We start from the raw sequence: 12953 nt of genomic DNA on the forward strand, positions 1-12953 counted from the left end.
AGGAGTTTTCATGTACTATTACCCTTTACAACCGCCCTACTTTTTACTATTAGTTGGTTTTCTCACGGCTTTAACTTCTGGTCTGGCTCTATCTGGGACATTAAAAGTAATTGTCCAGCAATGGCCTGATGATAAGTCTACTCAAGAAAATACTAATACTCGTTCTTTTTATAAACAATTATTAGTCCCATTTATTGGTATTACAAGTGGTGTTTGTTTATTTCTTGCTTGCGGTTTAGAGATATTCGGTTTTCCCTCTGAACTGGCTTTGGGTGTGGGTTTACCAATAAGTTTGTTAACTTGTGTATTTCTTTGGTGGCAATTAGGAGGTTTGCTAGATTATGTGAAAAGTCAAGGCATGCAATCTCTAGATTTAGATTCTTGGTCTTAATAGATGTTTGAAAAGTCATCAAATGTATAAATAAAACCCTTTTGTAAACCTCTCCTGGCTTAGAGGAGAGACCTTTAAATACCCTCTTTTCTCTTAGTCAAGGGGGTTAGGGGGTTTTATTTATGTAGACGCGGTTTCTAACCGCCAAAACTTCTCAGTTCATTCAATGAAAATACTTCCAAAACGATAACCTTTCCCATAAACAGTATAAATAAGTTGAGTTTTATTCCCTACTTCTACCTTACGACGCAACAGACGAATTAAAGCGGGAACAACATTACTATTAGGTTGTTCCTCATGTTGCCATAAATGCTGTAAAATTTGGGCATGAGTTAATAATTGTCCAGTGTTTTCCATAAAGTATTGTAATAACTGACTTTCTTTTTGCGAGAGTTCAATCATTCTTCCGTGACGATAAGCTATTTGATTTTGGATATCAAGTTCTAAATCTCCTACAATTAATTTTCCCGTTATATTGCTATGAGATTCTGTACCACCACGACGCAATAAAGCCCGAACTCTTGCTAGTAATTCCCGCAATTCAAAAGGTTTTACCAAATAATCATCAGCACCCGCGTCTAAACCTTGAACTCTATCATCAAGAGTATCTTTGGCCGTCAGAAATAACACAGGAGTTGTTTTACCTTGAGAACGTAATTCCTGGCAAATCTCCAACCCCGTTTTTCCTGGTAACATCCAATCTAAAATCAGTAGATCATAACTGCCTATTTTTGTCAAATTGCTGCCACTGATGCCATCATAAGTAGTATCAACACTGTAACCTTCACGGGTTAAAAGACGACTTAAAGGGTCAGTTAGTTCAATTTCATCATCAACTAATAAAATTTTCATTTTGTTGGTAATGGACAATATAGATATATTCTCAATATAGTGAATTATAAACACATTAAGGACATCAAAAAAAGAATGTTAACTGTTGCCATACCAAAAGGTGTATTACTTAAACCTACTCTTCAGCTATTACAATCTGTGGGATTAGATTTTAGTGCTTTCTTAGAATCAGGAAACCGTCAATTGCAAATTCCTGATACTAGTGGACAAGCCAAAGGGCTGTTAGTCCGAGCGCAAGATGTGCCTGTTTATGTAGAATATGGTCAAGCACAGTTGGGAGTTGTGGGTTACGATGTTATTAGAGAAAAACAGCCCCAAGTAGCGCAATTAGTAGATTTAAAGTTTGGATATTGTCGAATGTCTGTGGCTGTAAAAGCAAACAGTTCTTACAAATCTCCTTTAGATTTACCTGCACATGGTCGGGTTGCTTCTAAATATGTAAATTGTGCGCGAGAATATTTCCAAGGTTTAGATTTACCCATAGAAATTGTCCCTTTGTATGGTTCTGTGGAATTGGGTCCAATTACGGGAATGTCAGAAGCAATTGTTGATTTAGTTTCCACAGGCAAAACTTTAAAGGAAAATGGTTTAATTGAAATTGCCACTTTGTATGAAAGTACAGCGCGGTTAATTGTTCACCCTTTAAGCTACCGTTTGAATACAGGTAATTTACATCAATTAATTGAACAAATGCGGTTAGAAATACTCAACCCAGTTTAATTTATTAGTATAAGCAATTAGTAGGTTGGGTTGAAGAATAAAAACCAACATTTTCGAGATTTTTTTGGATTTCCCAAAGCCTCAACCCAACCTACAAAATTATTCACCTTTTTCTATTTTGCTGACCGAACTAAGTTGATCTAAAATTGTCAAAACTTCTTGTTCAAATGCAACTTGAGCGCGGTTAGTTTTACCCCCAATATATAAAGTTTCACCTTTTTGTAAAGCCCAAATTTGGGAATGGGAAAAATAACTCATGACTACACCCAACATTAATAAACCAAAGCCAGTATAAACAATGGGAATACCCGGATCAAATTTAATTTGTAAACCTGTACTACCAATGACATCAATAATTTTTAAATTAACTCCATTTACAGGGATAGACATTCCTGCACGCACAGTATTAATTAATTTACCTTGAGCATCATAAATTAATACCATTCCTTGTAAATCTTTAGCTAATAGAGAAACACCTTCACTTAAATCAGGCTTTGTTGGTATCCAAGTTCCCCAAATTCTACCTTTACCTTTGGTGTCTAATTGTGCCATTGGTAATTGGAAAATTGGACTTTTATTTAATCTTACCTGAACGCTGGAAATTCCCCAATCTGTTTGATAGAAAACTACACCATGATAACGCAGAGGTTTGTTAACATAAATCTTCTCATGATTAACTTCTTCACCCTGATTATTCAGCACAGACATATCTGAATAAAATTGGTCAATTCCTCCCGTTGGTGTGTAATCAATCCAAAAGCGATTTACACGCACAGACCAATCTTTTAACACATCTTGAGAAGACCAAGCACCAGCATCAACAATATTTTTTACTTGGAATGTATCCCCACTAGCAATCATTTCTTGAGCCATAAATCCCGTCATTGATCCACAAATTCCGCCTAATAAAATGGCGACAATACCAATGTGAACAATGATCGGACCAATCCGACCAATTATACCTTTACGAGCATAAAGAATATCATCTTTCTCTTGAAAAATTCGATAACTTTTTTGCTGCAAAATTGGCATAATTGACTGTAGGGAAACACCATCTAATTCAGCACTCAAAGCTAATTTTTGAAATTGGCGAGGTTCTTCGTAATATTTCCATTTTTGAGCAGCTTTCAGGGCTGGTAATTGACGAGTAAAAGTACAAGCTGTTAAACTCGTTCCAAATAGAACTAATAAACTCAAAAACCACCAAGTTCGATATACATGATCTAACCCGACTACTTGAATAACTTTCCAAGTGAGAAACCCAAATAAAGCGGGATGTTCTGGATAGTTAGATTGGTAAAATGCAGGTAATTGTCCTTGTTCAATGACAGTACCACTAACACTAAATAAGGCAATTACTAATAAGAGGATAATTGCCAAACGTAAATCAGTTAATATGGGTAAAATTTTTCGCCGCATAAATTTCCCAGGTATTAACCACCAAATTAATTCTGTGGATGTTGTTTGATCTAAAGTCATTATTTAGAAACTACTAATAGGGATACGAGAAACTAAGGAAAAAACACCAAAACCTACTAATAATGCCCCGCTAACAGGATTTATCCAGCCAGACCAACGGCGCAATTCTAATAGTTTTTTAATACTAGCAGTAAACGTACCTGCTAAAATTAATGGAGCTACATATCCCGCTGTATAAGCAAGTAGTAAAACAGCACCTAAAACTAAATCTTGGCTATTAGCAACCCAACCCAATAAACTCGCTAAAACTGGTGTGCTACAGGGGGAAGCAACCAACCCAAATGTTAACCCAATGGAGTAGGAACGCACTCCGGGTGGCAAATCTTCAGAAATCCAAGTGTCATTTAAAGAAGGAAATTGTATGGGTAATGCTTCTAATAAGTTTAATCCCATAATAATAGCAATAATACTGACAATAATTGGTAAACCAATTCCTATTTGACCGTAGACTTTACCTATTAAACCTGCTATAATGCCCATTCCTGCCAGTGTAGTTGCTAATCCTAACGCAAACCAAGTTGATTGAACTGCTGCTTGCAAGCGGGTTTTAGCTTCATAACCACCAATATAGCCAATAGTAATGGGCAACATAGACAGCATACAGGGCGTGAGACTCGTAAGCAAGCCCGCAGTAAAAATAATGCCAATACTCACAATACTTAAGTGGGTGAGTTGGTTAGTAACCAGGGTATTAGCAAATTGTTCCAGTTCGTAAATTCGGGTTTCTAGAATTTCTAACATGAGTATGTTTAAGTAAAAAATGCTTACTCTGGTTGAATTTTAACATATTTTGGGTGATCAAGTGATGAAAACAAGTAAATATTAATTAGGATTAATTAGGGTGTTGCCAGATATTTTCCCGGATTTTTGTGAAAGATTGATGAATTTATAGTAAAGATTGCCCATAATCAGGTTAATTATCCTGAAGATTATTTTAGGATAAAATCAACATCAAATATCCGCATAAAACAGAAAATAGTAGTTGAAAAGGAATCTACCACCATGGCTCAGAAAACCAGCAAAGTTTTACAACAATCTGGAGTTATTCCCTATAGAATAATAGAGGGAAAAGTAGAAATTTTATTAATTACAACTCGTAAACGTCAAGGTTGGGTGATTCCTAAAGGGGGACTTTGTAAAGGTATGAGTCCTCATGAGTCAGCAGCAAAGGAAGCATGGGAAGAAGCGGGAGTTTTAGGTAGAGTCACAACGGAAAAATTGGGTAATTATAAATATCGAAAACGGGGGAATATCTATCGAGTAAATTTATTTTTATTACCTGTAGAAGAAGTATTAGAAGATTGGCCAGAAGCCACTGCAAGAGAAAGAAAATGGTTAGAAGTTAACCAAGCTGCTGAATTAGTGAAGGAAAATTCACTAAAAAGAATTATTCAGACTTCATTAATAATGAACCAATAAAAGAGTATTTAAATTATCTCAAAGGACAAATTATGACTTTTGAGATAATTATGGGTAAAATGGTCTACTAAATTTGTATCACTTAATTCTAAATTATAAAAATCTACAAACTCATGATCAAAATATGGTCCTGCGTGCCAAGTTCCCACATCTAATTTAATAAAACAACTTCCGGGAATCTGAAAAGCCGCAATTTTTGATAATTCAGGTTCATTTATATTATTGTTAGGTGGACAAACTACCATGAACCAATCTTTACCATCTAAAGAACCCAAACATTGAGTACATTTGACATGACGAGTAATGTGGTGAAATTTTCTACCTTTTTCCTGTAACCGCATAATATAAAAACGGGGAATACCATTTTGTAAATTTAATTGTGCATCTTCTTGATCAAAATTTTTGCCATCTTTACTTACATATATTACCTGTCCATAGGGTTGAAAATTCTCTGGTGTAATTAATTGAGATGGTAATTTTTGTATTTTTGATAATGTACTCATAAGTTCTTGACTAAATATTTAGGTGTGACTGAATTAAATTAGAAAAAACCAAGATTTGAAATCTCAAACTTTGCGACTTTGCAACCTTGCAGCTTGGCGCGAAAAATACAGCAAGTTCAGCTTGAATGAGCTACAATGCGGGCAAGATGCCCGCACCACTGTAATACCGAGAAAAAGAGAGAGGAAATATATTTTCCTTCCTCTAATTTCCAGTTAGCAAAATTTAGATTTTGCCAATGTAATGTAGTCCTAAAATAATACCGGCTCCCAAGATATGTCCAAAAGAAGCAGTTGCTAATACAGCGGGTAAACCAAAACCACCGAAAAATTGAGGCGCTGGTAATTCTGGTTTAGCGTTAGGCTGCTGAATGGTAAATTTGCCCACAGCGATCGCAAAAATATTGGCTACAATCATAATGATGCCAATATTGGGACTCCATTCTAACGTTGTTGTAGCTGTAGCCAACAAAGTTGAAGTTAACATCTAAATTTACTCCTGATATTTGGGGATACTTAACAATATCATCTAAATATTCGGTAATAAAAATCTATATCATTGCTTACTTTGTAGCGAAATTTAACATTTGTTTGCAATTCACAATAGAAACAATCCTTGTACTGAATAGCCAGTTTTAGTGTTTGATCATACTTATGGTATCTGGAAGGGCTGATAATTGGTAAGATAAGAGTAATTACTTCCTGAACTTGATCATGTCCTCAACTCTTAACTCTTTACCACCTGCGCTGAAAAAAATTGTCGAACGCTTTCAAAGGGCTACAGAACCCAAAAGACGCTATGAACAGTTAATATGGTACGCTCAAAAACTGCAAGAGTTTCCTGAAATTGACAAACTCCCAGAAAACAAAGTTCCCGGTTGTGTTTCTCAAGTATATGTCACCGCATCTTTAGCAGATGATAAAGTAATATTTCAGGGTGATTCTGATTCCCAATTAACCAAAGGATTATTAGCATTATTGATAGAAGGATTAAATGGATCAACACCTACAGAAATAGTCCAACTTACTCCCGATTTCATTCAAGAAACTGGCTTAAATGTTAGCTTAACGCCTTCTCGCGCTAATGGCTTTTACAACATTTTTAAAACTATGCAAAAAAAAGCTTTAGAATGTAAGTTAGAAAGTTAGAGATGAGGAAATAAGTAAATTCTTTTTAATTATGAACTTAATCAGATGTCTACTAATTTATTAACAAATCCCGCTGCTGCATTTGGTGGTAAAGTACAGGAATATCCTTGGCAATGGGAAAATCAGGAATTACGAATAGTATATGAAACCATTGGCCAAGGTTCACCCATTCTATTATTACCAGCCTTTAGCAGCGTTTCTACCAGGGCAGAAATGGCAGAATTAGCCAGACTACTCGCACCCCATTTTCAAGTCACAGTCATAGACTGGCCTGGGTTTGGTGACTCTTCCCGACTCGGTTTAGATTACAGACCAGTCATATATCAGCAATTTTTGGCGGATTTTGTCAAATCTGTATTTAATACGACAGTTTCCGTAATTGGTGCCGGTCATGCTGCTGGTTATATTCTAGAACTAGCCTTTAAAGAACCGCAAATACTTAACAAAATTGTATTAATAGCCCCAACTTGGCGTGGACCTTTACCAACAATGGGTGCAAGTCAGGAAATAGCGGCTATGGTACGGGGAATTATCAGATTTCCCATTATTGGTCAATTCCTGTATAAGCTCAACACAACACCATCTTTTTTAAGATGGATGTACACTCGTCACGTTTTTAGCAATGGTGACAAACTTACACCCGATTTTATCGCTAAGAAATGGCAAAGTACCCAGAAAGTAGGAGCGAGATTTGCTTCAGCGGCTTTTGTCACAGGTAATATTGACACCTTTTACACTCAATCAGAATTTCTTTCTCTAGCTCAATCTTTGTTTGTACCAATTATGGCGATTATTGGCGCATCTAGTCCGACAAAATCACGTCAGGAAATGGACGCATTAGCAGCTTTACCAAAAATAGAGAGTGTGGTAGTTCCGGGTTCTTTAGGACTTCATGAAGAATTTCCAGGAGAGGTTTTTCAGTTTATACTACCATTTTTAAATCGGTTATCATAGGCAAGATTATCAAAGTTGCTTTGACATTATGATGAATTCAGAAACATTCAATTCAATACCAGTAACCGTTTTAACTGGCTATTTAGGTGCTGGTAAAACCACCTTATTAAACCATATTCTCACTTACGAACATGGTAAAAAAGTCGCCGTCATTGTTAACGAATTTGGAGAAGTAGGTATTGATAATCAATTGGTAATTGATGCGGATGAAGAAATATTTGAAATGAATAATGGCTGTATTTGTTGTACAGTGAGAGGTGATTTAATTCGCATTATTGGCAACTTGATGAAACGTCGAGATAAGTTTGATCATTTAGTCATTGAAACCACTGGATTAGCTGATCCTGCACCTGTAATTCAAACCTTTTTTGTAGACGAAGATTTGCAAAGTCAATTGTCATTAGATGCAGTGGTTACAGTTGTTGATTCCAAGCATATTTGGCAACATTGGGAAGCAGACGAAGCCCAGGAACAAATTGCTTTTGCTGATGTGATTTTATTGAATAAAACCGATTTAGTTACAGCAGAAGTTTTAGATGAATTAGAAACCCGGATTCGGTCAATGAATGCAATGGCAAAAGTTTACCGCACTCATAATTCTCAATTAGCAATGTCAGCTTTATTAGGAGTAAAAGCATTTGATTTAGATCATGCTTTAGAAATTGATCCTAATTTCTTAGGAGAAGATGCTCATGTTCATGATGAAAGTGTTTATTCAGTCGCTATAGTATCACCTGGGACTATCAATGGTGAAAAATTAAATGTTTGGCTATCAGAATTACTCAGAACCCAAGGAACAGACATTTTCAGAATGAAGGGAATTTTGAATATTGAAAATGAAGATAACCGCTTTGTTTTTCAGGGAGTACACATGATATTTGAAGGTAAAGCAGATAGACCTTGGAAAGCAAATGAAACTCGCAAAAATGAACTTGTATTTATTGGGAGAAATTTAGATGAAGCACAGTTAAAAAAAGATTTCTTTGCTTGTATGAGTTAAGTGAATAAAATTCACAGCTATACAGACAAAACCCACATAAGTGGGTTACAAATCTAGTAAACTTAGTCCACCTCGGTGGACTTTGATGGTGTAGTAGCTACTTCTATTCGCCTAGTATTTCTGATCAATAAAAGATAACAAATATGAACCTAACAACCAGCAAATCTCCAGAATTTACTCAACACTATTCCACAAAACTTACAGATTATGTCACCGCTTTAGCTTGGTCTTCTCAAGCAGAAATACTGGCTGCTAGTTCCGCTGCTGGTGAAATTATTTTATGGGAAAATCACCAATTAATTACCTTACAAACAGCTACAAATCAAGCAGTAAATTGTCTAGCATTTTCCCATGATGGTAAATATATAGCCATTAGCGGACAAGATGGAAAAGTAAAAATTTGGTGCGAAAATCAATTAATTACAACTTTAGAAAATGCACCTGTTTGGGTTGATCAATTAGCATGGAGTTATACCAATAATCAACTAGCTTTTAGTTTAGGACGTTATGTGCAAATTTGGGATGCAGACACATCAGAAGTCGTTGTCACTCTTAACTTTAATGATTCCTCTATTTTAGGAATTGACTGGCGTAAAGATGGCAAATATTTGGCTATTAATGGTTATAAAGGTGTAAAAATTTGGTCTACTCAAGATTGGAATGCAGAACCATTTATCCTTTCCATGCCTACCGCTAGTATAACAACAATTTGGTCAGGTGATGGTGAATATTTAGCCTCTGGAAATATGGATCGCACTCTCACCGTTTTACAATGGGAAAATCCTGATCCTTGGGTCATGCGCGGCTTTCCCGGTAAAATTCGTCAACTAGCTTGGTCAGACCTCAAAACCCCCACAGGTGCGCCAATTTTGGCTGCTTCCAGCGTTGAAGGTATAGTAATATGGGATAAGTCCGTAGATGAATCTGTGGGTTGGGAAGCCCAAGTATTAACCAATCATCTGGATATTATTCAAGCAATATCTTTTGCACCTCAAAGCTTGATTCTCGCTTCCGCTGGTGCTGACGGTTGGTTATGTTTATGGGATGAAAATAGGGAAGTATCACAGATTTTTACCGATACAGAAGCAGGTTTTTCTACTCTATCTTGGCATTCCCAAGGACAATTATTAGCCGCAGGTGGTGAACAAGGAGAATTAATTATTTTGTCGACTTCTTTGGGGAACTAAAAATTTAACCCTGAAATTGTGTAGGTTGGGTTGAAGAACAAAACCCAACACATTCATTAATGTAGAGATAATTTAGAGAATTTGTGATAAAAATTTCTTAGTTCTCTCTTCTTTGGGATTAGTAAAAAAAGTGTCGGGGGTAGAAGATTCAACTAATAAACCGCTATCCATTAGTACCACTCTATCAGCAACTTCTCGCGCAAATCCCACTTCATGGGTAACAACTACCATTGTCATTCCCTCACTAGCGAGATTTCCCATGACATCTAAAACTTCTCTCACCATTTCTGGATCTAATGCTGATGTCGGTTCATCAAATAGCATAATCTTAGGTTGCATTGCTAATGCACGCGCTATAGCCACTCGCTGTTGTTGTCCACCAGATAATTGTCCGGGATATTTTTGTGCTTGTGCTAAAATTCCCACTCTTTCTAATAATTGCATTGCTAATTCTTCCGCTTTTACTTTGGATATTTTGCGGACATATATTGGCGCTAAAGTGATATTTTGTAAAACTGTTAAATGGGGGAATAAGTTAAATTGCTGAAATACCATTCCCACTTCTCGACGAATTGTTTCAATGTTTCTTAAATCATGACTGAGGATAATTCCGTCAATACTAATAATTCCTTTTTGATATGCTTCTAAAGCATTAAACGTACGAATAAAAGTTGATTTCCCTGAACCAGAAGGACCCATTAAAACAACTACCTCTCCTCTTTCTACACTTAAACTTATACCTTGGAGAACATGAAATTTACCATACCATTTATGGACATTTTCGGCAATTATTATCGGTTTTATTTCTGTCATATTTTACTCTTTTTTGAATTTGAATCTTTTTTAACTAACCACAGAGGCACAGAGGACTCAGAGTAAAAGAGGAAGAAGCGTTCAGCTTACTCTTTGGAGAACATGAAATTTACCATACCATTTATGGGTATTTTCGGCAATTATTATCGGGTTTTTTTCTGTCATATTTTACTTTTTTTTGAATTTTTTTTAACCAACCACAGAGGCACAGAGGACTCAGAGTCAGAAAGGAATAGATGTTTTATTAAGTTTCATTAAAATTAGTTATTTAATTGGTTTTCTAATTTTTTAGCAGCTAAGGACATTGAATAACAAAATAGCCAATAAATCAAACCAATAAATAAATAGACTTCTGCATATCTTCCTAAAAATTGCGGTTGGGCTAATATGGAACGTGCCATTCCTGTTAATTCCACTAATCCCACTAATGATAAAAGAGATGTATCTTTAAATAAGCCAATAAATTGACCCACAATTGCAGGAATAACTGCGCGTAATGCTTGAGGTAATATTACTAATGTGAGTAATAAGGGTGTATTTAATCCTAATGCTTTTCCTGCTTCTATTTGTCCCCTGGAAATTGATTGTAGTCCTCCACGCACGTTTTCGGCCATGTATGCTCCACTAAATAATATTAGTCCCACAATACTTCTGAATAATCTATCTAAACGCAAATCTGCTGGTAAGAATAAAGGTAACATAACTTGGGCTAAAAACAAAATACCAATTAATGGTAATCCTCTGACAATTTCAATATAAAGAATAGAAAACCACCGCACTACAGGTAAATTACTTGTTCTTCCTAATGCGAGTAAAACTCCTATGGGGAAGGAAAGCACAATACTAATTATTGCTATTAATAGGGTTAGTAATAAACCATTCCATAAATTTGTAGATACAGCTTGTAACCCTAAACCACCACCAATTAACCAGATAATTATCGGAAAGGATAATAACCACATTAGGGAAAGCCAAGGTGTGATAATTTGAGCAAATTTTTGACCAATTATCACACCTAAAATTATTAAACCTGTAATTAATAATAAAGACAAACGACTAGTTAATGGTAGAGGTAAAATTAATAATAAAACCCCAACAATAAAACCAAAAATTAGAGAATTGCGTTTTGTGAATATTGCTTCTTTAGTAAAAGCACCCCCAGTAATTGCGGTTAAAGTTGTAGATATTCCCAAAACCAGCCAAATTCGCCAATATAAATTCTGGGGAAACCTTCCCACCAAAAATAAATGTAAATTAACTGCAACTACTTGCCATTGTGCCTTAGTAATTAACCAAATTGCAAATCCTTGAAATAGCCAAAATAGAAAAATCGAACAAACAACAGTTAATAAACAATTGTACCAATTATTAAACAGATTTTCTCTTAACCAAATAAACTTAATCATCATAGAGATCCTAAATAAAATATTTTCCTATAGCGTACCATAAACATAAAATCTCTTCCTCTCTTCCTCTGTGGCCTCTGTGCCTCTGTGGTTCGATAAAAAATAAATCCTGTTCACAAATCAAATAAAATTGCTATTTTTTATCTTTCCTGAATTTGAACAGAACGATTAAATAAATTCATAATTAGAGAAATAACTAAACTCAAAATCAGATAAGTAATCATAATCAATAGCATTACCTCCACGGCTTTTCCAGTTTGGTTAAAAGTAGTAGAAGCAACAAAATAAATATCAGGATAACCGATAGCGATCGCTAAACTGGAATTTTTTGTTAAACTGAGATATTGACTAGTTAATGGGGGAATAATCACCCTTAAAGCTTGAGGAAAAATTACCAATTGCATTGCTAAACCTGGCTTTAAACCCAGAGATGTTGCTGCTTCCCATTGTCCTTGAGGAACTGATTTAATTCCCCCCCGCACAATTTCCGCAATAAACGCACCCGTGTAAAAAGTTAACCCTAATAACAAACTAGAAAACTCTGGAGACAAGGTAAACCAAGGAAATTCAATGCCATTTTGACTAAAGTTAGCGAAACCGAAAACAGAAATTTTATTTTCGGCTTTGGGGAAACTCAAGAAAATTGCAAAATACCAAAATAGCAATTGTAATAATAATGGTGTATTCCGAAAAATCTCCACATAAACAAAACTAATCTTCCTGACTAACCAATTATCTGATAGTCTAGAAATTCCCGCAGTAATTCCCACAATTGTAGTTAGTAAGATACTCATTATTGCTATTCGTAAAGAATTAATTAATCCCACTAATAAAGCATAATTATAAGTATCCGTTGGTTGATAATTAACGATAGTTTCACCAATATCAAAAGATGCTTGTTGCTTGAGAAAATTAAATCCAAATTGAATTCCTAATTGCTGTAAATTCCGTCTGACATTACTCCACAATATCACGACTATAAATACTGCTAAAAATACAAAAATTAACTGAATAGCATTTTGCCAAAAACGATGATCACGCCATAAAGGAGGTTTAGAATTAGTCATTATTTTAATTTAGTAT

The 12953-nt window shown here is 35.3% G+C and carries 15 protein-coding genes; 7 read left to right on the top strand and 8 right to left on the bottom strand.

All coding sequences use genetic code 11. The features are described from left to right. The first annotated feature begins 10 nt into the window (after positions 1-10). Positions 11-391, top strand: coding sequence for a hypothetical protein (locus FFO06_RS01765; protein WP_137906484.1), 381 nt, complete (start codon positions 11-13; stop codon positions 389-391). 159 nt (positions 392-550) lie between these two features. On the opposite strand, the gene rppA is transcribed toward FFO06_RS01765, so the two are convergent. Further along, on the bottom strand, positions 551-1243 hold the full coding sequence (gene rppA / locus FFO06_RS01770) for a two-component system response regulator RppA (RefSeq protein ID WP_137906485.1): 693 nt from the start codon (positions 1241-1243) through the stop codon (positions 551-553). 75 nt (positions 1244-1318) lie between these two features. Here rppA and hisG point away from each other — a divergent pair, with 75 nt between their 5' ends. Continuing rightward, positions 1319-1963, top strand: coding sequence for an ATP phosphoribosyltransferase (gene hisG / locus FFO06_RS01775; RefSeq protein WP_137906539.1), 645 nt, complete (start codon positions 1319-1321; stop codon positions 1961-1963). 99 nt (positions 1964-2062) lie between these two features. Here the strand turns inward: hisG and FFO06_RS01780 are convergent, their stop codons facing one another. Both FFO06_RS01780 and FFO06_RS01785 read right to left on the bottom strand, forming a co-directional pair. Continuing rightward, a complete protein-coding gene (locus FFO06_RS01780) occupies positions 2063-3442 on the bottom strand; it encodes a cytochrome c biogenesis protein (RefSeq protein ID WP_137906486.1) in 1380 nt (459 codons plus the stop codon). A 3-nt stretch (positions 3443-3445) separates the two neighbouring features. Further along, entirely contained in the window at positions 3446-4183 is a 738-nt protein-coding gene (locus FFO06_RS01785; protein WP_137906487.1) for a cytochrome c biogenesis protein CcdA, read from the bottom strand. Between the two features lie 261 nt (positions 4184-4444). Between FFO06_RS01785 and FFO06_RS01790 the strand changes: the two genes are divergently transcribed. Beyond that, positions 4445-4861 carry an NUDIX hydrolase gene (locus tag FFO06_RS01790; protein ID WP_137906488.1) on the top strand — a complete coding sequence of 139 codons (417 nt, stop codon included), beginning with the start codon at positions 4445-4447 and terminating at the stop codon, positions 4859-4861. Positions 4862-4869: 8 nt separating this feature from the next. On the opposite strand, the gene FFO06_RS01795 is transcribed toward FFO06_RS01790, so the two are convergent. Together FFO06_RS01795 and psaK are read right to left on the bottom strand one after the other, a co-directional pair. Continuing rightward, positions 4870-5364: an ureidoglycolate lyase gene (locus FFO06_RS01795; protein WP_137906489.1), complete on the bottom strand. Its 495-nt coding sequence runs from the start codon at positions 5362-5364 to the stop codon at positions 4870-4872. 223 nt (positions 5365-5587) lie between these two features. Further along, positions 5588-5848, bottom strand: coding sequence for a photosystem I reaction center subunit PsaK (psaK, locus tag FFO06_RS01800; protein WP_028083052.1), 261 nt, complete (start codon positions 5846-5848; stop codon positions 5588-5590). Positions 5849-6075: 227 nt separating this feature from the next. On the opposite strand from psaK, the gene FFO06_RS01805 reads away from it, so the two are divergent. The 4 genes from FFO06_RS01805 to FFO06_RS01820 all read left to right on the top strand — a co-directional run bounded on the left by FFO06_RS01805 (position 6076) and on the right by FFO06_RS01820 (position 9651). Then, a complete protein-coding gene (locus FFO06_RS01805) occupies positions 6076-6510 on the top strand; it encodes a SufE family protein (RefSeq protein WP_137906490.1) in 435 nt (144 codons plus the stop codon). Between the two features lie 45 nt (positions 6511-6555). Next, entirely contained in the window at positions 6556-7464 is a 909-nt protein-coding gene (locus FFO06_RS01810; protein ID WP_137906491.1) for an alpha/beta fold hydrolase, read from the top strand. A 28-nt stretch (positions 7465-7492) separates the two neighbouring features. After that, on the top strand, positions 7493-8464 hold the full coding sequence (locus FFO06_RS01815; protein ID WP_137906492.1) for a CobW family GTP-binding protein: 972 nt from the start codon (positions 7493-7495) through the stop codon (positions 8462-8464). A gap of 143 nt (positions 8465-8607) precedes the next feature. Continuing rightward, positions 8608-9651 (top strand): WD40 repeat domain-containing protein, encoded by a 1044-nt coding sequence (locus FFO06_RS01820; RefSeq protein WP_137906493.1) that lies wholly within the window; start codon positions 8608-8610, stop codon positions 9649-9651. 72 nt (positions 9652-9723) lie between these two features. Here the strand turns inward: FFO06_RS01820 and FFO06_RS01825 are convergent, their stop codons facing one another. From FFO06_RS01825 to FFO06_RS01840, 3 genes are all read right to left on the bottom strand, one after another. After that, the gene (locus FFO06_RS01825; RefSeq protein ID WP_137906494.1) at positions 9724-10464 is read right to left on the bottom strand and encodes an amino acid ABC transporter ATP-binding protein; all 741 of its coding nucleotides are present in this window, start codon (positions 10462-10464) and stop codon (positions 9724-9726) included. A 260-nt stretch (positions 10465-10724) separates the two neighbouring features. Then, positions 10725-11870: an amino acid ABC transporter permease gene (locus tag FFO06_RS01835; RefSeq protein ID WP_137906540.1), complete on the bottom strand. Its 1146-nt coding sequence runs from the start codon at positions 11868-11870 to the stop codon at positions 10725-10727. 140 nt (positions 11871-12010) lie between these two features. Further along, entirely contained in the window at positions 12011-12937 is a 927-nt protein-coding gene (locus tag FFO06_RS01840; RefSeq protein ID WP_137906495.1) for an amino acid ABC transporter permease, read from the bottom strand. Positions 12938-12953 lie beyond the last annotated feature (16 nt).

It is taken from the genome of Dolichospermum planctonicum, from assembly GCF_005402965.1.
Lineage (GTDB): Bacteria > Cyanobacteriota > Cyanobacteriia > Cyanobacteriales > Nostocaceae > Dolichospermum > Dolichospermum planctonicum.

Excerpts from the sequence above, each read along its gene's own strand:
- FFO06_RS01765 (WP_137906484.1), top strand. The coding sequence starts at position 11 with ATGTACTATTACCCTTTACAACCGCCCTACTTTTTACTATTAGTTGGT.
- FFO06_RS01780 (WP_137906486.1), bottom strand. The coding sequence starts at position 3,442 with ATGACTTTAGATCAAACAACATCCACAGAATTAATTTGGTGGTTAATA.
- FFO06_RS01820 (WP_137906493.1), top strand. The coding sequence starts at position 8,608 with ATGAACCTAACAACCAGCAAATCTCCAGAATTTACTCAACACTATTCC.
- FFO06_RS01790 (WP_137906488.1), top strand. The coding sequence starts at position 4,445 with ATGGCTCAGAAAACCAGCAAAGTTTTACAACAATCTGGAGTTATTCCC.
- FFO06_RS01825 (WP_137906494.1), bottom strand. The coding sequence starts at position 10,464 with ATGACAGAAATAAAACCGATAATAATTGCCGAAAATGTCCATAAATGG.
- FFO06_RS01815 (WP_137906492.1), top strand. The coding sequence starts at position 7,493 with ATGATGAATTCAGAAACATTCAATTCAATACCAGTAACCGTTTTAACT.
- FFO06_RS01810 (WP_137906491.1), top strand. The coding sequence starts at position 6,556 with ATGTCTACTAATTTATTAACAAATCCCGCTGCTGCATTTGGTGGTAAA.
- hisG (WP_137906539.1), top strand. The coding sequence starts at position 1,319 with ATGTTAACTGTTGCCATACCAAAAGGTGTATTACTTAAACCTACTCTT.
- psaK (WP_028083052.1), bottom strand. The coding sequence starts at position 5,848 with ATGTTAACTTCAACTTTGTTGGCTACAGCTACAACAACGTTAGAATGG.
- FFO06_RS01795 (WP_137906489.1), bottom strand. The coding sequence starts at position 5,364 with ATGAGTACATTATCAAAAATACAAAAATTACCATCTCAATTAATTACA.
- FFO06_RS01835 (WP_137906540.1), bottom strand. The coding sequence starts at position 11,870 with ATGATTAAGTTTATTTGGTTAAGAGAAAATCTGTTTAATAATTGGTAC.
- FFO06_RS01805 (WP_137906490.1), top strand. The coding sequence starts at position 6,076 with ATGTCCTCAACTCTTAACTCTTTACCACCTGCGCTGAAAAAAATTGTC.
- rppA (WP_137906485.1), bottom strand. The coding sequence starts at position 1,243 with ATGAAAATTTTATTAGTTGATGATGAAATTGAACTAACTGACCCTTTA.
- FFO06_RS01785 (WP_137906487.1), bottom strand. The coding sequence starts at position 4,183 with ATGTTAGAAATTCTAGAAACCCGAATTTACGAACTGGAACAATTTGCT.
- FFO06_RS01840 (WP_137906495.1), bottom strand. The coding sequence starts at position 12,937 with ATGACTAATTCTAAACCTCCTTTATGGCGTGATCATCGTTTTTGGCAA.